Origin of the sequence: Aquimarina hainanensis (genome assembly GCF_042684685.1) — a bacterium.
GTDB lineage: Bacteria > Bacteroidota > Bacteroidia > Flavobacteriales > Flavobacteriaceae > Aquimarina > Aquimarina hainanensis.
This window is the reverse complement of record NZ_JBHULX010000001.1, coordinates 1-22,773: the sequence shown is the minus strand read 5'-3', so window position 1 is coordinate 22,773 and position 22,773 is coordinate 1. Positions and strand designations below refer to the sequence as shown.

General features: G+C 32.4%; 21 protein-coding genes and 1 tRNA gene. 12 read left to right on the top strand and 10 right to left on the bottom strand.

Features of this window, described 5'->3' with window-relative positions; translation table 11 throughout:
- The first annotated feature begins 79 nt into the window (after positions 1-79).
- Both ACFSTE_RS00110 and ACFSTE_RS00105 read left to right on the top strand, forming a co-directional pair.
- Positions 80-676 (top strand): hypothetical protein, encoded by a 597-nt coding sequence (locus tag ACFSTE_RS00110; RefSeq protein ID WP_176028163.1) that lies wholly within the window; start codon positions 80-82, stop codon positions 674-676.
- A gap of 4 nt (positions 677-680) precedes the next feature.
- Positions 681-1,232 (top strand): GNAT family N-acetyltransferase, encoded by a 552-nt coding sequence (locus ACFSTE_RS00105; protein ID WP_176028164.1) that lies wholly within the window; start codon positions 681-683, stop codon positions 1,230-1,232.
- Between the two features lie 101 nt (positions 1,233-1,333).
- Here the strand turns inward: ACFSTE_RS00105 and ACFSTE_RS00100 are convergent, their stop codons facing one another.
- Complete coding sequence (locus ACFSTE_RS00100; RefSeq protein ID WP_217704365.1) at positions 1,334-2,317, bottom strand: alpha/beta hydrolase; 984 nt, start codon at positions 2,315-2,317, stop codon at positions 1,334-1,336.
- A gap of 216 nt (positions 2,318-2,533) precedes the next feature.
- On the opposite strand from ACFSTE_RS00100, the gene ACFSTE_RS00095 reads away from it, so the two are divergent.
- A complete protein-coding gene (locus tag ACFSTE_RS00095; RefSeq protein ID WP_176028165.1) occupies positions 2,534-3,409 on the top strand; it encodes a LysR family transcriptional regulator in 876 nt (291 codons plus the stop codon).
- Positions 3,410-3,500: 91 nt separating this feature from the next.
- On the opposite strand, the gene ACFSTE_RS00090 is transcribed toward ACFSTE_RS00095, so the two are convergent.
- The 3 genes from ACFSTE_RS00090 to ACFSTE_RS00080 all read right to left on the bottom strand — a co-directional run bounded on the left by ACFSTE_RS00090 (position 3,501) and on the right by ACFSTE_RS00080 (position 6,068).
- Positions 3,501-3,782, bottom strand: a complete 282-nt coding sequence (locus ACFSTE_RS00090; protein ID WP_176028166.1) for a hypothetical protein — start codon at positions 3,780-3,782, stop codon at positions 3,501-3,503.
- Between the two features lie 55 nt (positions 3,783-3,837).
- Positions 3,838-4,122, bottom strand: coding sequence for a hypothetical protein (locus tag ACFSTE_RS00085; protein WP_176028167.1), 285 nt, complete (start codon positions 4,120-4,122; stop codon positions 3,838-3,840).
- Positions 4,123-4,232: 110 nt separating this feature from the next.
- Complete coding sequence (locus tag ACFSTE_RS00080; protein ID WP_378257807.1) at positions 4,233-6,068, bottom strand: cation:proton antiporter; 1,836 nt, start codon at positions 6,066-6,068, stop codon at positions 4,233-4,235.
- 543 nt (positions 6,069-6,611) lie between these two features.
- On the opposite strand from ACFSTE_RS00080, the gene ACFSTE_RS00075 reads away from it, so the two are divergent.
- From ACFSTE_RS00075 to ACFSTE_RS00055, 5 genes are all read left to right on the top strand, one after another.
- Positions 6,612-7,472: an MBL fold metallo-hydrolase gene (locus ACFSTE_RS00075; RefSeq protein ID WP_378257805.1), complete on the top strand. Its 861-nt coding sequence runs from the start codon at positions 6,612-6,614 to the stop codon at positions 7,470-7,472.
- 5 nt (positions 7,473-7,477) lie between these two features.
- Complete coding sequence (locus tag ACFSTE_RS00070; RefSeq protein ID WP_176028170.1) at positions 7,478-9,154, top strand: S8 family peptidase; 1,677 nt, start codon at positions 7,478-7,480, stop codon at positions 9,152-9,154.
- A gap of 15 nt (positions 9,155-9,169) precedes the next feature.
- Positions 9,170-11,008: a M1 family metallopeptidase gene (locus ACFSTE_RS00065; RefSeq protein ID WP_378257803.1), complete on the top strand. Its 1,839-nt coding sequence runs from the start codon at positions 9,170-9,172 to the stop codon at positions 11,006-11,008.
- Between the two features lie 245 nt (positions 11,009-11,253).
- Positions 11,254-11,631, top strand: a complete 378-nt coding sequence (gene rnpA, locus ACFSTE_RS00060; protein WP_378257801.1) for a ribonuclease P protein component — start codon at positions 11,254-11,256, stop codon at positions 11,629-11,631.
- A 49-nt stretch (positions 11,632-11,680) separates the two neighbouring features.
- Positions 11,681-13,315: a S41 family peptidase gene (locus ACFSTE_RS00055; protein ID WP_176028173.1), complete on the top strand. Its 1,635-nt coding sequence runs from the start codon at positions 11,681-11,683 to the stop codon at positions 13,313-13,315.
- Positions 13,316-13,438: 123 nt separating this feature from the next.
- Here ACFSTE_RS00055 and ACFSTE_RS00050 read toward each other — a convergent pair whose 3' ends face one another.
- The 4 genes from ACFSTE_RS00050 to ACFSTE_RS00035 all read right to left on the bottom strand — a co-directional run bounded on the left by ACFSTE_RS00050 (position 13,439) and on the right by ACFSTE_RS00035 (position 15,683).
- Positions 13,439-13,891, bottom strand: a complete 453-nt coding sequence (locus ACFSTE_RS00050; protein ID WP_176028174.1) for a GNAT family N-acetyltransferase — start codon at positions 13,889-13,891, stop codon at positions 13,439-13,441.
- 5 nt (positions 13,892-13,896) lie between these two features.
- Positions 13,897-14,328, bottom strand: coding sequence for a ribose 5-phosphate isomerase B (gene rpiB, locus ACFSTE_RS00045; RefSeq protein ID WP_176028175.1), 432 nt, complete (start codon positions 14,326-14,328; stop codon positions 13,897-13,899).
- A gap of 799 nt (positions 14,329-15,127) precedes the next feature.
- Positions 15,128-15,367 (bottom strand): DUF2007 domain-containing protein, encoded by a 240-nt coding sequence (locus ACFSTE_RS00040; protein ID WP_176028176.1) that lies wholly within the window; start codon positions 15,365-15,367, stop codon positions 15,128-15,130.
- A gap of 136 nt (positions 15,368-15,503) precedes the next feature.
- Positions 15,504-15,683, bottom strand: a complete 180-nt coding sequence (locus ACFSTE_RS00035) for a hypothetical protein (RefSeq protein ID WP_176028177.1) — start codon at positions 15,681-15,683, stop codon at positions 15,504-15,506.
- Between the two features lie 244 nt (positions 15,684-15,927).
- Here ACFSTE_RS00035 and rnr point away from each other — a divergent pair, with 244 nt between their 5' ends.
- The 3 genes from rnr to ACFSTE_RS00020 all read left to right on the top strand — a co-directional run bounded on the left by rnr (position 15,928) and on the right by ACFSTE_RS00020 (position 19,638).
- Positions 15,928-18,132, top strand: a complete 2,205-nt coding sequence (rnr, locus tag ACFSTE_RS00030; protein ID WP_176028178.1) for a ribonuclease R — start codon at positions 15,928-15,930, stop codon at positions 18,130-18,132.
- A 105-nt stretch (positions 18,133-18,237) separates the two neighbouring features.
- A complete protein-coding gene (locus tag ACFSTE_RS00025; protein WP_176028179.1) occupies positions 18,238-18,915 on the top strand; it encodes a head GIN domain-containing protein in 678 nt (225 codons plus the stop codon).
- 39 nt (positions 18,916-18,954) lie between these two features.
- The gene (locus tag ACFSTE_RS00020; RefSeq protein ID WP_176028180.1) at positions 18,955-19,638 is read left to right on the top strand and encodes a LysE family translocator; all 684 of its coding nucleotides are present in this window, start codon (positions 18,955-18,957) and stop codon (positions 19,636-19,638) included.
- Between the two features lie 34 nt (positions 19,639-19,672).
- On the opposite strand, the gene ACFSTE_RS00015 is transcribed toward ACFSTE_RS00020, so the two are convergent.
- Both ACFSTE_RS00015 and folB read right to left on the bottom strand, forming a co-directional pair.
- A tRNA-Cys gene (locus ACFSTE_RS00015) sits at positions 19,673-19,743 on the bottom strand.
- A 65-nt stretch (positions 19,744-19,808) separates the two neighbouring features.
- Positions 19,809-20,165: a dihydroneopterin aldolase gene (folB, locus tag ACFSTE_RS00010; RefSeq protein WP_176028181.1), complete on the bottom strand. Its 357-nt coding sequence runs from the start codon at positions 20,163-20,165 to the stop codon at positions 19,809-19,811.
- A 460-nt stretch (positions 20,166-20,625) separates the two neighbouring features.
- Here folB and ACFSTE_RS00005 point away from each other — a divergent pair, with 460 nt between their 5' ends.
- The gene (locus ACFSTE_RS00005; protein WP_378257795.1) at positions 20,626-22,662 is read left to right on the top strand and encodes a glutamine--tRNA ligase/YqeY domain fusion protein; all 2,037 of its coding nucleotides are present in this window, start codon (positions 20,626-20,628) and stop codon (positions 22,660-22,662) included.
- Positions 22,663-22,773 lie beyond the last annotated feature (111 nt).

Below are 22,773 nucleotides of genomic sequence, written 5' to 3'. Positions count from 1 at the left end.
AAATGTTAATTTCGAAACAAAACTCAAAACATATACCTCTCGATTATCGAGTAATAATTTTAATTAAGGGAATTAAAAAATGAAAAACACTTCTTTTTTTAAAGAATCTCAAGGCTATTTATCTGCCGGATATGTCTATTTGATATTACTGGGAATATTAAATGAAACATTTTATTATAATCAGATAGGCGTAGATATTCTAAAATATGCTTCTATTATGGATATTCTCATTAGCCCGATTGCAAGGCTAACCTCCAGTATGGTACGTATCATCATATTCCTTATTGTCGTTTTCACTGTTTTTAGAATTCCTTTATATCTGGCAAAAAAGAAAGACAAACAATGGTTTAAAAAAATTTTTACATTTGAACCTAAAAACCCTTCTGTTTCAGAAATAAAAAGACAATTGCTACAAACCGCTTTGTTTATGCTTTCGATCGGATTACTTGGTTTTTATGTTGGTACAGGGGTTGGAGCAGGATCTAGAGTTTCTAAAAAAATAGAAGAAAAAAAGATCATTTATGAAGACACTCTAACCTTTATAAATGATACTAAAGAGACTGTAAAAATAGTAGGAAAAAACAGTTCTTATATTTTTTATCTTTCTAAAGGAAGTGATATTGTCAAAATCGCACCAATTAATGGAAATATTAAGTATATAGAAGAAAATAAGTGACCTGATGAAAATTCATATTGAAACTACTCGTTTTATTCTCCGAGATCTGGAAATGACCGATGCTCCTGGTATTTTTGATCTTGATTCTGATCCTGATGTTCATGAGTACTTAGGGAAAAAACCTATACAAACAATAAAAGAAGCAGAAGAAACAATCTTATTTATCAGAAATCAATACAAAGAAAATGGTATAGGACGCTGGGCAATCATTGATAAATCAACACGTGATTTTATAGGCTGGGCAGGTATAAAATATGAGCAAACATTACGAAAAGGAATAAGCTATTACGATCTGGGGTACAGATTACGAAAAAAATATTGGGGAAAAGGAATTGCATCAGAAACTGCTAAAGAAGCTGTTAAGTATGGTTTCGAACAACTTGGTGTACAAGAAATTTTTGCAGCAGCTGATATTGCAAACATAGGGTCTAATAAAGTATTGATAAAAACAGGGTTGTCTCTTATAGAAACATTTGATTTAGATGGAATTCCTCACAACTGGTATACAATTCATAAACAGACATGGGATATTCATAAAAATACCGCTCATCCTTAATTCATATAATCTACAATATGTAAGATGAGATTTTATCATACAAAAGAACATCCTTTTAGGAATGTTCTTTTGTGCAATATAAGTTGGTTTTTATTGAGGTTTTATAACGTTCGTTGGTAAAAAAGAACTAATTTTTCTACGGCCTGATTTACATAAGGTTCCTGGTCATACAGATCAAAATGATTCGCCTCTTTGATCTTTACTAACGCTTTATCTCCTTTGGCCCTTTCTACAGCTACCTCACTAAAATAAGCTGATAGAGCTTTTTCTCCTATAATGGCTAAGAAGGGTCTGTCTGCCATTAATTCTAGGTGTTCTGTAGGGTTAAAGAAATACCGTGTATCTAATGACATTGCTGCTCTTAGTGGACTATATGTAGGGTATTGCCCTCCTCGTTTGGGGTTTCTATAATAATCAGCTGCCCGATCCCAGAATTTTCCAAGACCACTATTCGCCGGAGGGATCCCCTCTACTAATACAACCTCTCCAGTCTCATAATACCGCTGTCTTGCTTGATTACCCCATGAAATCTGCTGTTGTAATTGAGCAACTTTATCTCCTGACAATTCTTTCATATACTGAGTAGCACCTCCCATTCCATAATCTATAAAATCGACAAAGCCACTTACAGTTGCTACCGATCGAATCCGCTGATCAAAAAAAGCAGATTGAAGACTATAACCTGCTCCTGAACAAATACCCAGAACACCTATTTTATCTTTGGCGACTCCTGGTATTGTCCCTATAAAGCTAACTGCATTTTTAATGTCTTCTACTTTCATTGGAGCATTTTCCATCGCTCTGGGAACTCCCCCACTTTCTCCATAAGTTCTATGGTCGAATGCGAGCGTAATAAATCCTTTTTTAGCCAATTTCTCAGCATAAATTCCAGCGGTTTGCTCTTTAATTCCACTAGCTGGTGTAATGACAACAATTGCTGATTGTTGTTTTTCTGATGAATATCCTTCTGGGATAAAAAGATGTCCGGCTATTCGAGTTCCTTCACTGGTAAAATTCACCTTGTTTTTTCCTGTTTGTAAATTTTTATGAAAGATTGTTCCAAATGTGGTTACAGATGTTTTCATAGTTGTATGGGTTAAAGATTGCGCTGTCATCACCGCAGATATCCCTAAAATGAGACAGCAAATTGTTGTTTTAAGATTTATTTTTATCATAACTATAAATAATAATAATATTAGATTACTATGTTTAATGATTGCTTTTATTTACTTTTACAAAAGTATATCACATAAAAACAGGTTCAAAATACCTATTTTGCATCATCATCATAAATAATAATTATGGATACTCGTTTACTTCGTTTCTTTATAGCAGTCTATGAACAAAAAAACCTAACCCGTGCAGCAGAGCAATGTTTTGTATCCCAACCTAATATTTCCAACGGGATCAAACAATTAGAAGAAGAAATAGGAAAACAACTTTTTATACGACATAAAAGAGGGGTGATTATCAATACTGAAGCACATTATCTCTACCCTATTGCGAAGCGTCTATTAGGAGAAATTACGTCCTTATCTGATATTTTTAAAGAGCGAGAGTTTACAGATAAAATTACTATTGGCGTTGCAGAAAGCTTGCCTCAGGAGCACAAACAACAATTCTTTAGAACCGCTACACATTTATCAGATTCTTTGCAATGGGATGTTCGCCCTATTGGTAGAGATTGTGAAATTAATTTGCTAGTACGTGAATGGAAATACGAAGAAGATCTTTTCCTTCCTCTATGGAAAGAGAATTATGTCTTATGCATCCCAGATGGTCATCATTTATTATCCAAAGATGTTATAGAACTCGAAGATCTACAACATGAATCATTTATTCATTGTCCTCCTTGTGAGGCACATAAACAATGTCTGTCTATTCTGAGCAATACCAGTAAAAAATCTGTAACTATTGCTAATTGTGCCACTAAAACAGAAACCCTTACATTTTTAATGGCTGGATTAGGTGTCACATTTTTACCTGAACATTTTATAGATGGATGGTACGGTTTCCAGGTAAAGCCTTATAATGGTCCTCGCTATTTTAGAGAAGTCGGATTATCTTATCCCAGAAAGAGTCTTAAAAACCCTGCTATTTCTAAATTAATCGATTATTTTTCTAAAAATACTTTGCGAACTAAAAAATTCAGTGAATTTGGATATTATACTAAGTAATATATAATTGTTAAAAGAAAAAAGTCTTTGAACTCATACAAATAAAAAATGACCGCATATAGCGGTCATTGATAAATTAACACGTTGTTTATTAGTTAAAAGGGTCAATAGTCCCATTACACGCACCTGTGGCGTAGGAATCAAAAGAGCTTCCTTCTGGTAGGGATACAGTTTGCTTATCAGAAACTACTCCTCCTACAGAGGCTTCTACTGTTACTTGGTTATTGCCAATATCACATACAGTAACCTTAGTTGATATTCCAATTAAAGAAACATCACAACTTCTACAACTGTTGGATCCATCATCATCATTCCCACAGGATGATAGCAGTAACACTGCCATACTTGCTAAGGCGAATACATTTTTTTTCATACAATGATTAATTAGGTTAGATTTGGGTTATTTATTGCTTAATTTAATAAAATTCTCACTGTCCTATAGTAGCGCATTCTTTGAGTACGTCTCCTAATTCTGTTTCATAAGCATCATCGGCACCACATTCAGTATCTCTATACGCTTGTATAGCGTCTTGTACCAGCTTACAAAGTGTTTCTGTTTTAGGGGTAGCATCTGTATATGCATTTAATGCTTCTTCTACAGGTAATCTCAATCCGGAATCAATCGCTTCACATGGATTTGTTTTGACATCATCTTCTCCGCAAGAAGAAAATCCCAGTGCCAAACAGCCAATAATAATTAGTGTTTTTTTCATAATGTGGGGGTAATTAAATCGAAATTATCTGGATACGAATATAATAGAATATTTATTATTTTAACAAAAAATTAATATTCTATTCGTTTATACATCTTTATACACAGCTGTTAATCAACTACTTCTATATCAATTGGCTTCCCTAAATAAGCCAAATAACTTCCTTCTGCTATATTCTTAACTTCATCGCTATATGAAGGTATTATTTGTATTTTATTGGCATTATCTCTAATAAAAAGGGGAATGATATTTTCATCTTCTTTGGTCATATTGATTAAAGTCTCATAATGAGTTCTGTCCTTTATTTTTATTTCTAAAATTCCAGGATATTTTTCTGTCAATTCCATCAATCTGTAATAATCATCTGTATGGGAAAACAATCCTGCTTCAGGATTATTTTCAGGATCATTCATTTCTTCTGAAGTTACTAATCTGTACGAACCATGCTCCCCAAATTGATTTTTGAATTTATCAATTGCATATTTATTAATGTCACTATTCCCTGTCAAGGCCATTAAATAACCTATATCATTTAATTCTATATTATCTTTTAGCTGATCACTATAAATATTTCCCTCTATAGCTTCTAATCCAAGGTTTTTGGCTTTTTTGACATTTTCACGATTACTATCTATCAGAACGACATGTCGGTTATTGTTTTTTAAATATACCGCTATAAGTCGTGAGATTTTAGAAGCTCCAATAATAAGAGTTCCTTCGGATTTTTTAAGAAATACTCCTACAAGTTTAGCAAAAATTCGAGCTGTTGTAGCATTCAGTAGAACCGTCCCTAATACAATCATAAAGACTAAAGGAGTTATATATTCAGCACCGATTTCTCCAATTTTATCAAGCTTTAAGCCAAATAATGAAGCAATACCAGCAGCTACGATCCCTCTAGGACCTACCCAGCTAATAAAAAGTTTTTCATTGGTCTTTAATCCGGATCCCATCGAACTCAAAAAAACACCTAATGGTCGTACAATAAATACTACTACTGCAAAAAGCAAAAGAGCTTTCCAGTTATAAACCAACTCCAGATCTTCTATATTAATATTTGCCGCAAGAAGAATAAAAAGAATAGAAATGAGTAGAACACTCATCGATTCTTTAAAATACAATAACTCTTCTAAATTTGGTAAATTCATATTTCCCAAAACCATTCCCATTATCACTACAGATAATAAGCCCGACTCATGTGCAAATGCATCAGATAACACAAAAACACCCAATACAGCTGCCAGCGTAAAAACATTTAATAAATAATGTGGAATAATATTTTTCTTAATAGCAAAAGCGAGTCCATGAGCAAATGTAAAACCAAAGGTCAGTCCGAAAAGTACAATTTTAGCAAACTCAATGAGCGCAGTTACAGTATAAGCTCTGCTCTCCCCTACACTAATAAACTCAAAGACCAAAACAGCTATCAATGCTCCTACCGGGTCTATCAAAATTCCCTCCCACTTCAAAACTGTAGAAACATCTTTTTTTAAAGGTATATTTCGTAATATAGGTGTAATTACCGTAGGTCCCGTAACAATAATCAACGAAGAAAACAGAAAAGAAATTGGCCAACTTAAATCAAAAATAAAATGAGCGGCTAATCCTGCTCCAAAAAAAGTAACTACTACCGCAATTGTTATTAACTTCAAAATTACAGGACCAACATTAAGTATTTCATTCCTTCTTAATGTAAGCCCTCCTTCAAAGAGAATAACGCTGATTGCCAATGACACAAAATAGAAAAGACTTTCTCCCGGAAAAAGTCCTTCTTTCCCATTCCAGATAGGTTGAATTAATTTAGTGTGATCATCTGTATATAATGTAGCTATTGGTCCTACTAAAAGGCCTATCAATATCAATGGTAAAATAGCCGGGATTTTAAATTTCCAAGCAACCCATTGTGCTAAAATCCCCAAAATAATAATCCCTGATAATTCTAACATGTTCTTTCCTGTATATTCGGTTTTAATAATTTAAAGAACGTAATTTTTTATAAATCGTCAAAATAGTGTGCTTTTTCTTCCTCAAATATCCCTTTTTTCTAAAATGCTAAAGCACTTTTGTATCTACATAAATTACAATCGGGCTAAAATACTATAAATTAATTAGCTGATTCTTTTCTTTATAACATCCTATAAAAAAGAACATTCTTCTTCATACTTATAAAAAGTCCTTCTTAAACACGTAAACTCCCTATCTGTCTATTTATTAGAAATTTATAATAACTAAAATTGACAATATAAATTTCACAATAAACTACATATGTATATAAAACTTTATGTAGATAATGTAATTCTATTGAATAAAATGAAGTATTAAAATTATCCGTATGATGAAATATTGTTAAAAAGTCTACAAAAAACCTGATGATCCTTGCCTTTTTTTCTATTTTGCAAAGATTTTTTACTTTTTTTATGAATAGACACTACATATCCTATCAAAATTGATAGGTATGATAAGTTTAAAATACGATAAATCGATATAGAATGAATTTACATGCTATAGAGGCAGGAAACTTTAAACTGGACGGGGGAGCTATGTTTGGTGTAGTCCCTAAAAAACTTTGGACCAGAACAAATCCGGCAGATGAAAACAACATGATTGACATTGCTGCCAGATGCCTTTTAATTGAAGAAGGGAACCGACTCATTCTAGTTGATACGGGAATGGGAAATAAACAATCTGATAAATTTTTTGGCTATTATTCACTCTGGGGAGATCACTCTTTGGAAAAATCCTTAAAAGGAAAAGGGTTTCATCCAGATGATATTACAGATGTCTTTGTCACTCACTTACATTTTGATCATTGCGGAGGTGTAGTTCAATGGAACCAGGATAAAACAGGGTATGAAATGACCTTCAAAAATGCAAAAGTATGGAGTAATGAGAATCATTGGCAATGGGCAACCGAACCAAATGCCAGAGAAAAAGCTTCTTTTCTTCAGGAAAACATCCTTCCTATCCAAGAAAGTGGACATTTACATTTCGTATCAAGATCCGGAACACCTTTTCAGCAAGAATCTGAATTAGGTTTTGGAATACTATTTGTTGACGGACATACAGAAAAACAAATGATCCCTCATGTATCTTATAAAGGAAAAACGATTGTATACATGGCTGATTTATTACCTACAGCTGGTCACCTTCCATTACCCTACGTAATGGGATATGATACCAGACCTCTGTTAACACTACCAGAAAAAAAACAATTTTTAGAAAATGCAGCTGATAATGACTGGTATCTAATGCTTGGTCATGATGCACATAATGAAATAATAACAGTACAACACACCGAAAAAGGAGTACGATTAAAAGAAACTTTTACCTGTAACGACATATTCAAATAACAATTATGACCCTAATCTCTAAAAAGCAACTAATTGCAATCTCATCATCACTTGCATTAGTAAGTTGTGGAGCACCAACACTCGTATCCACTCCAATAGAAAATATAGATTCTATACCTTTAAAAAACGCACCATTAACAGAAACACAATATAAAAACTGGAATTCTTTTGATTTAGTGTCAGATACAATTCCTGGAATGAGTGTCAATAAAGCCTATACCGAAATCATCAAAAACAAACCCGGTAAAAAAGTTATTGTTGCTGTAATTGACAGCGGTGTTGATATAGAGCACGAAGATTTAGATGGTGTTATTTGGACTAACACCAAAGAAATTAAAGGAAACAATAAAGACGATGATAATAATGGATACATCGATGATATTCACGGGTGGAATTTTTTAGGAGATTCCAAAGATGAAAACCTGGAGTTTGTTCGAATTATAAAAAAATTAAAACCAAAATACCAGGGAAAAAACCTGGCTTCGGTAGCTTCTTCTGATAAAAAAGAATATCAAAATTATATTGAAGCAAAAGCTGAATATGAAAAAAAATACCAGGAAGCACTTTCTAATAAAGAGAGATACGAGCAAATTTTACAACAAACTAATGCCTCTCATAAAGCCGTTTCTGCCATATTAAAAAAAGAAGATTATACGCAAAAAGAGTTACTTTCTGTAAAAGCTGACACCCCGGAAATGCAACAATATGTTGGTTTTCTATCACAAATGTTTCAGTTTTTAGACAAAGGAGAAAACATCGTTAATTTTTCTAAAAATCTAAAAGAAGGAATCGAACATTTTACCAACAGTCTTAATTATAATCTAAACCTTGATTACGATGGAAGAAGTACCGTTGGCGATAATGTAGATGATATCACTAATGTTACCTATGGTAATAATAATGTGATGGGACCTGATCCTACAAAAGATAATATCAAACACGGAACACATGTAGCAGGAATTATTGCTGCTGAAAGAAACAACGGTAAAGGAGTAAACGGGATTGCGAAAAATGTAGAAATTATGGCCATTCGAGCAGTACCAGACGGAGATGAATACGATAAAGACATTGCATTAGCCATTCGATATGCTGCAGATAATGGAGCAAAAGTAATTAATACCAGCTTTGGAAAATACTATTCAACTCATCCTGAATGGGTGTGGGATGCTATAAAATATGCTGCTGATAAAGATGTATTAATTGTTAATGCTGCTGGTAACGAAGCAGAAGATTTGGATCAAAAACGAGTATATCCTAATGATCAAACAGACAATACAACGGAAATAGCAAATAACTTTATTACCATTGGAGCATTAAATTATGAGTACGGATCTAGCCTTGTTGCTAATTTTTCTAATTATGGAAAAAACAATGTAGATGCCTTTGCTCCAGGAGTAAAAATATGGGCAACCACTCCTAATAATTCATATGAGTTTTTACAAGGAACATCTATGGCGGCACCTGCCGTTGCCGGAGTAGCTGCTTTAATAAGATCTTATTACCCAAAATTAAGCGCTAATCAAGTAAAACAAGTACTTATGAATAGTGGATTAAGTACAAATGCTACAGTAGTAATTGGAGGGGAACCTGCAAATACTGGGAAATTTACAGAATTATCAAAGTCAGGGAAAATGGTCAATCTTTATAATGCATTGATTCTGGCAGATAAAATGTCGAAGTAACAGATAAAATACGTAATGAATACATCAAAAAGAATAACATTCTTAGGTTTTTTACTAGGATTTATTACCCTGTTCGCTCAGAATAATACAACGTACTGGCAACAGCATGTCGATTATAAAATGTCAGTGGACATGGATGTAGAAACCTATAAGTTTAAGGGAACTCAGGAATTAACATACACCAATAACTCACCTGATACGTTATATCAGGTGTTTTATCATCTTTATTTCAATGCCTTTCAACCCGGAAGTGAAATGGATGTCAGATCACTTAACATAGCAGATCCGGATCCAAGAGTAATGGATAGAATCAGTAAACTTACTCCAGAAGAAATTGGATATCTGAAAGTTAGTTCCTTAAAGAAAAATGGAAAAGAAGTTTCTCATACTACAGAAGGAACGGTACTGGAAGTAACCTTAAAAGAACCTATACTCCCAGGAGAAAAAACAACCTTCTCAATGGAGTTTGATGGACAAGTTCCTGTTCAAATTCGTCGTTCTGGTCGTAATAATAAAGAAGGAGTTGCACTATCCATGACACAATGGTACCCAAAAATGGCGGAGTACGATTTTGAAGGCTGGCATGCAGATCCTTATATCGCTAGAGAATTTCACGGCGTATGGGGTAATTTTGATGTAACAATAACAATCGACAAGAATTATATTCTGGGAGCCTCTGGATACCTTCAAAACCCTCAGGAAATCGGATATGGGTATGAAAAAGAAGGAACCAAGGTTAAGAGAAAAGGAAAAAAACTTTCCTGGCATTTTATCGCTCCTAAGGTACATGATTTTACCTGGGCTGCTGATCCGGAATACATTCATGATGTAGTAACCATGCCTGAAGGACCTACCCTACATTTCTTATATAAGAATGATGAAAAAATTCTGGAAAACTGGAAGGTTTTACAGCCTAAAACGGTAGAACTAATGAAATACTTCAATGAACATATAGGTACCTATCCATATGATCAATATTCGGTAATTCAGGGAGGAGACGGTGGAATGGAATATGCTATGTGTACACTAATAACAGGAAATCGTACATTAAATAGCCTTGTCGGTGTTACAGCTCATGAATTAGCACATGCATGGTTTCAGCATATTCTGGCAACTAACGAAACAAAACACGAGTGGATGGACGAAGGTTTTACTACTTATATTTCTACACTGGCTACCAGTAAAGTTCTTAACAGTACCAAATCAGATCCGCTACAAAATATCTATAAAGGATACTACAGTTTAGCCAATTCAGGAATAGAACAACCACAAAGTACTTATGCAGATCATTATGACAGAAATGTAGCCTATGGTGCCTCTGCATATTCCAAAGGAAGTGTTTTCTTATCACAGTTAGGATATATCATCGGAGAAGAAAACCTAGCAAAAACCCTAAAGAGATACTTCGATGAATGGAAGTTCAAACATCCAACTCCAAATGATTTTAAGCGTATAGCAGAAAAAGTATCCGGAATACAATTAGATTGGTATTTGGTGGATTGGACTCAGACAACGGGTAAAATTGATTATGCAATAAAAGAAGTTACTGAAAAGGATAACAAAACGGAAGTAACTCTGGAAAGAATCGGATTAATTCCTATGCCAATGGATATTTATGTAGAATATACAGATGGTACTAAAGAATCTTTTTATATTCCATTGCGTATTATGAGAGGTGAAAAAGAGAATCCTTTTCCTTCTTTAAAAAGAACTGTAAAACCCGATTGGACTTGGGCACATCCAACGTATTCTTTTGATATAGAAAAACCAAAATCAACTATAAAATCTATCACTATCGATGTTTCTAATAAAATGGCAGATAGTAATAGTGGAAATAATAGTTTCAAACAATAAAATTGGTCAATCTTATATAAAGATTAACATTAAAAAAGCCTTTTCTGAATAATAGAAAAGGCTTTTTTTAATGTCTTAGAGTAACACATTAGATATGATATTTTTCATAAAAAACTTAGAATATAACACCTCTTTATAATCGAGTAAAGTATAAAGTATATCGTTTAAAGAGAATTTCGTCTCAAAATGTAGATTAAAAAGCTTTTTTTTTTCAAAAAACATTCTAATTAGTACATTCGTCTCATATGTCAGTAACGTTTGGTAAAAAAGAGAAATTAAAAAGTAAAAAGGAGATAACCTTGTTATTTTCTGAAGGGAAATCAGTAAGTGCTTACCCTATTCGGCTTATTTATTCTAAAAAATCTCAAAAAGATCTTCCCCTTATAAAAGCAGGAGTCTCTGTCGGAAAAAGAAATTTTAAAAGAGCCGTAGACAGAAACCATATAAAACGCTTGTTACGGGAATCTTACCGAAAAAATAAGTATCTTGTAACAGAAAAGAATACAGATTATTTTTCTTTTTTATTATTATACACTGGTAAAGAAATACCTGATTATGCGTTTCTGGAATCCAAAATGAAAAAAGTGTTACTCAAGTTTGTGGAACAAGAAATGTCTCATTGAAAAAATTAAGAATCATTCTGACTTTTTGATTAAAAATTACGCCCTTACTATGAAAAAGAAAATTATTTATCCAATACTCGCTGCTTTTATATTGCTTTTTACGGCAAGTTTCAGTTTCAAATCTGATTTTTTTGAAATCGCAAAACAAATTGAAATTTTCACCACTATGTTTAAAGAAATAAACATGAATTATGTGGATGAAACTAATCCTGCAGAATTAATGGATACAGCCATAAAAGCAATGCTTAGTGATCTGGATCCTTATACTAAATATTGGAATGAACAAGATGTAGAGGCTTCTAAAATAAGAAATGCAGGAGAATATACTGGTATTGGAGCCTCGGTACGAACTTTTAGTAAAAAAATTGTAATTGTAGAACCTTATGAAGGTTATCCTGCCGATAAAGCTGGATTAAAAGCCGGAGATGAAATTATAAAAATCGGAGATATCAATATAGCTGATTTTAATGAAGATGCAGGAGAACTGCTTAAAGGAGCAAGTGGAACAAAAGTAGAAATCACATATAAACGTCAGGGAGAAACGAAAACAACGACTCTTACCCGATCAGAAATTGAAGTAGATGCAGTTCCTTTTTATACACTATTAGACGATAATACCGCTTATATTATCTTATCCAAATTTAATAGTAAAGCTTCTAGTGAAACAATAGCAGCGCTAAAAGATCTAAAAGCTCAAGGAGCAAATAAAGTCATTCTGGATCTGAGAGGAAATCCAGGAGGTTTATTGAGTGAAGCTGTTAATGTTACTAATATTTTTGTCCCTAAAGGAGAATTAATTACAACTACTAAATCCACTGTAAAAAAGTATAATAAAGTTTATCATACCAAGAAAAAAGCAGTTGATACAGAAATTCCATTAGTAGTATTAGTTAATGGTAGAAGTGCTTCTGCCAGTGAAATTGTTGCCGGTAGTATTCAGGACTTAGATAGAGGTGTTGTTATCGGTGCTAGAAGTTTTGGAAAAGGATTGGTACAACGTCCTAAAAAGTTGACATACGGAACCCAAATAAAAATTACTATCTCCAGGTATTACACGCCAAGTGGTAGATGTATTCAAGCATTGGATTACTGGAATAGAGATAAAAACAACAATGCAGTACGCATCAATGAAAAAGATTTTAAAGCCTTTACTACCCGTAATGGTCGTAAAGTATATGATGGAGGAGGAATTCAGCCAGATATCGAATTAGCAACCTCTAAATACAGTGATATTACAAATGCATTATTAAGATCTAATGCCATTTTTGATTATGGTACTAAATACTACTATAGTCATCAATTAGATAACAGTGAGAATTTTTCATTTACGAATCAGGATTACGAAGATTTTAAAAAGTTTGTAAAAGAAAGCGAATTTACATTCGAAACAGAAACAGAACGTACCCTGAAGAAAACATTGGAAGTTGCTAAAAAAGAAAAAATATACAATACTATCTCTCAGGAATACACTTCCTTACTATCTGCTATTGAAAAATCTAAAGAAAAAGGACTCGATACCTATAAAAGTGAAATAGTTACCCTACTAACAGATGAAATTATAAAACGTTATTTCTATAGAAAAGGATTGTATTCTTACTATGTAAATCACAATCCTGAAATTGCTAAAGGAAAAGAAATTCTTAGCAACCTTTCTGATTATAAAAAAATTCTAAAAATTAAATGATTTCTCCATTTTTATAAGCCTCAAGAAACATTTAAATCTAAATTATCTAGTAGATAATAGAAAAGATATAAAATATAAAAAGCCCGGTAAATACCGAGCTTTTTATATTTTGAAATTATGCATTTAATCTCTTATCATTGCCACATGAGGGATTCCATCTTCTAAATACTCATCCCCTACTACACTAAAACCGTGTTTTTTATAGAAATTAATTAAATATTTCTGTGCAGAAATCTTAATTTTAGACGTGTGATAATGTTCTTCAATAGCTTTGATACTAGCTATAATAAGATCATGACCATATTTGTGCTTTCGTTCGTTTTCTGCTACTACAACACGACCTAAGCTAGTAGCTTCATCAAAATAAGCACCACTATCAAATAATCTCGTATAAGCAACAATTTTTTCGTCCTTATATCCAATAACATGCAATGCATTTCTATCTTTTCCATCCAAATCTTGATATACACAATCCTGCTCTACTACAAATACCTCAGCTCTAAGCCTTAATATATCATAAAGTACAGTCGTAGATAATTGATCAAAATTTCTTACTTCGAAATGAATTCCACTCATAGATATTAACAATTAGATATTTTATTCACCCTATTCAGATGTCTACCTCCTTCAAATTCAGTAGCTAAAAATGTTTTTACCATCTCTAAAGCTTGAGGTAAAGAGGTAAATCGTGCCGGAATACTAATAATATTGGCATCATTGTGCAACCTGGTTAACTCGGTAATTTCTTTTGTCCAGCATAATCCCGCACGCACGTTTTTATACTTGTTAGCTGTCATGGAAACTCCATTACCACTCCCGCAAATTAATATACCCAGCGCTACTGCTTTGGTATCTACATCCTTTGCAACAGGGTGTACAAAATCGGGATAATCTACACTGCTTTCCTCATCAGTACCATAATTTACAACTTCGATACCCTGTGATTCCAAATAAGCAACAATTGCAAATTTATATGCAGTACCTGCGTGGTCATTTCCTATCGCTATTTTCATTTTGTTTAAAATAATTAATTAGTTAAGTATCATATAATCACCCAAATAATTATACCTTTTTGAGGTTATTAACACCTGGAATGTAATTTACAATACCTATATATAGTTTATTAGGAGCAAAGATACTTCAAAGCTTAAAAATTAGCCTGTAAAAAAATATAAATTACACAACTCACATAGAAATGGTTCCTGGTAATATTAAACAGATATGTCTCAATACATAGATCCCCAGGAAATCAACACCCTGTTAATAACCACGTAACTATTTAATAATTAATGTTTTATTTTTAATTCTATACTATAAAAAAGAAAAATTTGTTATAAAATCAGCAAACACCATTTCTCCTGTTAATAAAACATCATTTCTGTTAATAGCTAATGTGAATAAATAGTTACTAAAATTCATAAAGTTTATTTGGAAAACTTTTTCAAAATTTCAATACAGCAATCACTTTATTAAATCAAAATTATAAGTCCTTTTTTTTTGGAGAAGTTTTCAGGTAGAAAAAGTACATTATTAACGCTCATTTTTTATTCAAAATATTAAATTTTTAAAGTATAGATTTGCTATTAACAGCTGTTGATAACCTATATCTATTTCAAGATTATCAATAGATTAGAAGTTGTATATCTTGTTCATATCTGTTTTACTAAATGAATCAACTTAAAAAGCAAAAAAAAATTAAAAAAGTTATACCGCTATTAACAGCCTATAATAAGTATCATTTTAATTTTTAAAAAAAGAAAAAAAAAGAAGTATATAGTAATATATGTTAATAACAAGAATGGTATTGAATAGTTATACGATTCGTAGATGAGAATTGGTATTGAAGTCTCTGATTATTTGTTCTGCTTTTTCCTGATCTCGCCGGTGAACTTTGAGATTGATTCCGGCGATTAAATTGGTGTGAAAAGGGAGAACGCTGTTAGTAATTTCGTTTTCAAAGAAATAATCGATGCCTTCTCTGTCTAAAAGAAGTTTTAAAACCGTATATTCGTGCTGAAAAGTAAAGGTGGCTATAATTACGTAATCCTTCATCCGTTATTTTGATTGTGTTTTTAGCTCAGATGTACTAACCTGTAAACGAAGTAATAATAGCTCTGTCTGTAGGGTTGGTTCATTTAATTTAATTAGGAATATGAATTTTCTAAATATACAAATAAAAGACTAATAGTTAGTTAACTTTAGTTGCTTCTCTATCTGTATTTCCCTTTTGATCTATTTCTTTTTGTGTATTTATTTCACTCTTTTGATCAATGGTATTTTCTATGTATAAGGAAAGTGTATATACTCCTAATAAAAAAATTAAGATAAAGAATACGATGATTTTATGTATTTTTTTGATTTTGAGCATGAGGGATAATTAAATAACGGTTTAGAAGTAAATTTGGTATGTTAAAATTAAACAAATTTTTATGAATAATCGTAAGTAAATCGCTTTTCCTGAGAAGAAATAGAATGTCATATGGAGAATGAGAAAAGAAAACCAAATGTGCTACTATTAAATAATAATCAAAAGGAGTGTAAAAGTTAAACTTAAAATTGCGAATGTTAACGTATAAGCACTACATTTATAAAATATAACATAAACGATATTAATGAAAAGAAAGAATAGAAGAGGAAGAAAGAAATCACCCAAAATAGAAAATCTTAGCAGTAAAATATTCAAAATATTAAAATCAGAACCTAATAAAACATTTAACTATAAGCAACTTGCAGCTAAGTTTGGTGTAGATGACCCAAGTAGTAGGAATCAAATTATAAAGAAACTTAGCCAATTAGCTGCAAAGCAAGAAATAGAAGAAGTGGAACGTGGAAAATTTAAAGTTGTCCGTTCTGTGCATATGTATACAGGTATTTTGGATGTTACCTCTAAAGGAACTGGGTATGTAATTGTAGAGGAGTTAGAAAATGATATTTTTATTCCTGCCAATGGAATGAATAAAGCCCTTCATGGTGATGAAGTAGAAGTCTATGTATATAAGAGAAGAAGAAAAGGAAAAATAGAAGGAGAGATTGCAAAAATCATTAAACGAAAGAAAAATGAGTTTGTCGGTGTAATAGAAATCCAAAAGAACTATGCTTTTGTATCCATCCCTGATACAAGAATGTACACGGATATTTTTATACCGAAGAATAAGATTCATAAAGCGGAACATGGGGATAAGGTATTAGTACGGTTAGACGATTGGCCGGATAATGCAGAATCTCCATTTGGAACAGTTTTAAAAACATTGGGTAAACCAGGAGATCACGATACCGAAATACATGCTATTCTCGCTCAATATGGGTTGCCTTATGAATTTCCGGAAGAAGTAGAAGCATATGCTAATGCTATTGATACTACGATCAAAGAAGAAGAAATAAAAAAGCGTAGAGATATGAGAGATACGCTTACTTTTACTATAGACCCTAAAGATGCTAAGGATTTTGATGATGCATTATCTTTTCAGGTATTAGAAAATGGAAATTATGAGGTAGGAATTCATATTGCTGATGTTTCTCATTATGTAAAACCAGGAACAATCCTGGATGATGAAGCTTATGAAAGAGCTACTTCTGTTTATCTGGTAGATAGAGTAGTACCGATGTTACCAGAGATTTTATCTAATAATGCATGTTCCTTAAGACCTCATGAAGAAAAATATACATTTTCTGCTGTTTTTGAAATGAATGAAAAAGCACAGATTATCCAATCGTGGTTTGGGAGAACCGTTACTTATTCAGATGCCAGATTTGCTTATGAAGAGGCACAGCATATTATAGAAACTAAAGGAAATGAAATTCCTGCAACAATTTCTCTGACAGGAGAAACCTATTCAGCAGATCAATCTGTTGCTGATGCTATTCTGAAATTAGATGAATTGGCTAAGATTATGAGACGAAAAAGAATGGGGGATGGGGCCATATCTTTTGATAAAGTAGAAGTTAAGTTTCATCTCAATGATAAGAATGAACCTACTGGTGTATTTTTTAAAACATCCAAAGATGCTAATAAACTGATCGAAGAGTTTATGCTTTTAGCTAATAGAAAAGTTTCTGAATTCATAGGGAAACAATCACCCAAGAAAACATTTGTATATAGGGTACACGATGAACCAAATGATGAAAAATTAGCCTCTTTACAGACGATTATAGGACGATTTGGGTATAAGCTTGATCTAAGAGACAGAAAGTCTACGACGAGCTCTTTAAATACTTTATTAAAGGATGTACAAGGAAAGAAAGAACAGAATCTTGTAGATACCCTTGCAATACGAAGTATGAGTAAAGCCGAATATACAACCCATAATATTGGGCATTATGGATTGGCCTTTGATTACTATTCTCATTTTACATCTCCAATAAGACGATACCCAGATGTTATGGCACATAGATTGTTACAACATTATCTGGATGGCGGTAAATCTGTATCAGAAGAAGAATACAATGAAAAATGTAATCATAGTAGTGATATGGAAAATCTCGCAGCTAGTGCAGAACGTGACTCTATTAAATTTATGCAAATTAAGTTTATGAAGGATCATGAAACAGAGCGTTTTCTGGGAGTAATATCAGGCGTTACCGAATGGGGAATATATGTAGAAATTATAGATAATAAATGCGAAGGAATGGTGCGAATTAAGGATATGAGAGATGATGAATATGATTTTGATCAGGAACAATACGCAGTAGTGGGAAGAAAAACTAAAAAAACATATCAATTAGGTGATGAAGTATATGTAAAAGTTAAAAATGCTGATATCGTAAAAATGCATTTGGATTTCACCATAGAGGGAAGCAGAGAAGAAATTGAAGAATAAGAATACATTTCTAATCTCGTTTTCTATCATATGATACAAGTGATCTACTTTAGTAGATGAAAACATATATTTCGATAATCGAGTAAGAATTAGTAAAAAATATAGATGAAAAAAGCAATGTTGACTCTTTGTTTATTGATGGGAATGTATTCTTATTCCCAGCGAATGATCACAAGAGAAATTAACAGTTTCGATGAATTAAAAGTATTTGATAAAATTCCTGTTACCCTAAAAAAAAGCCAATGGAATCGGGTAGATATCGAAGGAATTCAAAAAGATCAAATTAAGATTGTAGAAAAAAACAGAACTTTAAAAATAAGAATGTCTCTCGATAATCTCTGGAGTAGTGATAAAACAACAAAAGTAACCGTATATTACACAGACATAGATATCATAGATGCGAATGAAGGAGCCAGAGTTTTTTTAGGAGATACATTAGTCAATAAAAAGTTGATTTTAAAAACACAGGAAGGAGCTTCTATCAAAGGAGCAATTCGTACAGATGATTTATTAGTGAAAGCGATTTCTGGAGGTCATTTAAAATTAAAGGGGATTGCCACAGATCAGGAAATTATGATTAATTCTGGAGGGAGTTTTGAAGCCAAAAATTTACAATCAGAGGTAACCAATGTCAGAATTAGTGCTGGAGGAAATGCCAGTATTTATGCTACAGATTTTGTGATTGCCAAAACTACTGCGGGTGGAACCATACGGATCTATGGTAATCCAAGAGAAATTGATGGAAAAAGAGTTTTAGGAGGAAAAATAATAGAGGTTAACTAAATCGTATTTTCTAAATTTGCAGTAAACTTAGTACGCACTATGCTTCAAGATATTCAGGCAGCAATTCCATTAGGATTTTTTTTAGCCTTTTTAATAGGTCCAGTATTTTTCGTTTTACTCGAAACTGCTGCTATTAAGGGAGTAAAGGCAGCAATATCTTTTGATCTCGGAGTGATTCTTGCTGATATAGTTTTTATTGCAATTGCTTACCTGACTAGTTTTCAGTTATTAGAAAACCTAAGTAATCAACCTGGATTATATGTTTTTGGAGGGATGATCCTGGTTGTTTATGGACTTATTACCTATCTGAAAAAACCGAGTAGAGAAGCATTGGATCCTAATCGATTAAAAGTAAAAAAGAATAACTACCTGAGTCTTTTTGTTAAAGGATTTTTACTCAATTTTATAAATATTGGTGTTTTAGTATTTTGGCTTGGTTTAATTATTATTGTAGGACCTACTCTGGATAATGATCCCAATAGGTTGTTTTTGTTTTTTGGAGTAACAATTGGGGTTTATTTTGCTACAGATTTACTAAAAATAATATTAGCAAAGCAATTAAAGAGAAAATTAACACCCAGAAGGATTTTTAAAATAAAGAAATTATTGGGCTTCATATTGATACTCTGTGGAATAATAATGACCGTAAAAGGGTTCTTGCCAAAAGATAAATTAGATATCCAAAAAGGAATCGAAAAGATTAATACAGAGCGTATTAAATAAAAAAAACCTTTATCATTTGATAAAGGTTTTTTTGAGGTGTCGAGCGGATTCGAACCGCTGTAGATGGTGTTGCAGACCACTGCCTAGCCACTCGGCCACGACACCCTGATCGTTTCGCTGGCAAATGTAAAAAAAATTATACGTTTTTGTAGAACGATTCGTAAATAAAATTATCTTTTTTTACTTCTTGTAATTGTTACCATTTCTACATTTCCCCCAATAGGAGGGTTTATTTTAGAAAGATCAACAGTAACTTTTTTAACCAAAGGTATTTCCTCTAAGATACGATTTAAAATTCGTTCTGCAGCATGTTCTAATAATTTTGATCGGATTGCCATTTCTTCTTTGACAATATGATTGAGGTGAACATAATCTACAGTATCAGCAAGATGATCACTTTTTGCTGATTTAGTGAGATCAGCTTTTATTCTGAGATCTACTCTGTAATCAGATCCTATTTTTTTTTCTTCTACTAAACATCCGTGGTATGCGTAGACCTTGATATTTTGTAATGTAATTATACCCAATGTGATTTGTTTTTACGCAAAGGTAGAACATTCCTGAAATAAATGTTTCCTTCATACTACACAAAAATAATCTCTATCGGATTATCTCGAGTTAACATTTATTTACTGTGTGTTTACACTGAGATAGTTTACTGTTACCATCAATATACGTTTGTACGAAACGTTGAATAAAATGCGGTTTCTGAACATTGTTTTTATGACATTGTACAGATGTCATAGATAAACTAGTATGTTCATATTCTTGATTTCCCCAACAATTAGGACAAAAATCTTCCTTTTTTATATATTTTGGTGCTTTATACGTTTTACCAATATGACTGTTATGTATTGTATTGTTTTTCATAATTATTTGTTTTTATAAGTAATCGTATTTCATTGATAAAACTTACAGTATTATTGATAGTAAAGCAGGATAGTTCGTATAGAAATTTAGTAATTTTGTAGTTTATTAAACGTACTGATGATAGAAGATAAAAAGTCACTCAATTTTATAGAACATATTGTAGAAGAAGATCTTGCCAATGGTTTGAGCAAGGATGATTTGCGCTTTAGATTTCCTCCGGAACCCAATGGATATTTACATATTGGACATACAAAAGCTATAGGAATCAGCTTTGGATTAGGGTTGCAATATGATGCTCCGGTTAATCTGCGTTTTGATGATACCAATCCGGCAAAAGAGGAACAAGAATATGTTGATGCTATTAAAAGAGATATTGCTTGGTTAGGCTATGAATGGGATAAAGAATGTTACTCGTCTGATTATTTTCAGCAATTATATGATTGGACAGTAGCACTAATCAAGGAAGGAAAAGCTTATGTTGATTCTCAAACTTCTGAAGAGATTGCTGCTCAAAAAGGAACTACTACGGAACCTGGTACAAATAGTCCTTACAGGGATAGATCTGTAGAGGAGAATCTAAGACTTTTTGAAGATATGAAGGCAGGGAAATATGAAGAAGGAACACATGTGGTGAGAGCTAAAATTGATATGGCAGACCCCAATATGCTAATGAGAGACCCTTTGATGTATAGAATTCTAAAGAAAGAACATCATCGTACCGGAAATGATTGGTGTATTTATCCTATGTATGACTGGACACATGGAGAAAGTGATTATATAGAAAATATATCACATTCATTGTGCTCATTAGAGTTTAAACCACATAGAAAATTATATGATTGGTTTTTGGATCAAATCTATGATAGTAGTTTATTAAGACCTAAACAAAGAGAATTTGCCAGATTAAACCTAAGTTATACTATCATGAGTAAACGTAAGTTGCTACAATTAGTCAATGAAGGTATTGTTTCTGGGTGGGATGATCCAAGAATGCCTACTATTTCAGGTTTGAGAAGAAGAGGATATACTCCTAATTCTATCAGAAAGTTTGTGGATACAGTAGGAGTCGCTAAGAGGGAAAATGTAATTGATGTTTCTCTATTGGAGTTTTGTGTTCGGGAAGATCTTAATAAAACAGCACACCGTATTATGGGAGTTTTAAATCCTGTAAAATTGGTAATTACTAATTATCCTGAAGGAGAAGAAGAATGGTTAGAAGCAGAGAATAATCCAGAAGATGTAAATGCAGGAAGCAGACAAGTTCCTTTCTCTAGAGAATTGTATATAGAAAGAGAAGATTTTAAAGAAGAAGCAGGTAGAAAGTTTTTTAGATTGACATTAGGAAAAGAAGTTCGTCTTAAAAATGCTTATATCATTAAAGGAGAAAGTGTTGTCAAAAATGATGCTGGAGATATTATTGAAATACACTGTACTTATGATCCAAAAAGTAAGTCGGGTAGTGGTACTGAAGCATCTAAAAGGAATGTAAAAGGAACATTACATTGGGTATCGATTAAACATGCCATTGCATGTGAAGTACGCGTGTATGATAGATTATTCAATCACGAAGCTCCTGATGGAAATAAGGATAAAAGTTTTATGGATTACATCAATCCTGATTCTTTAAAAGTTCTTACAGGTTATATAGAACCCGCTGTGCAAAATGCAAAGGCATTAGAGCAGTTTCAATTTCAGCGACTAGGATATTTTAATGTCGACACAGATAGTACGGAAGATACATTGGTTTTTAATAAAACAGTTGGATTAAAAGATACTTGGGCTAAAACACAGCCTAAAAATTCAAATACAGTAACTAATAATATCCCTAAAACGCAAAAAGAGATACTTCCTTTAGAAGAAATAAAGAGAGCTGGTAAGAAGTATACAAATTTACCTGAAGAGAAGAGAGAAGCGCTTAAAATAAAAATTAAAGAATTTGCTAAAAAAGTACCAATAGAAGAATTGGTTCCCCTATATAATACGGCAGTAAAGAAAGCAGGTACAAGAATTGCTGTCATGGTTGCATTAGGTGAGATTTTGTTTGACACGAATCAACAACCAGATGCATTGGCCTGGGATTTTATAAATAAGGCAAAAGAAGATAAAAATGATTTATTAAGAGAGGAAGCAACTTTATTAGCTTCTAGATTTTAAATAGTAATATATTCGTGGATCGAAATGAATTTTTACTTTTATAATTAATACTTCGTTAATTTTAGAAGGTAGACTAAAAAACATCTATATAATTTATAGATGTTTTTTTTT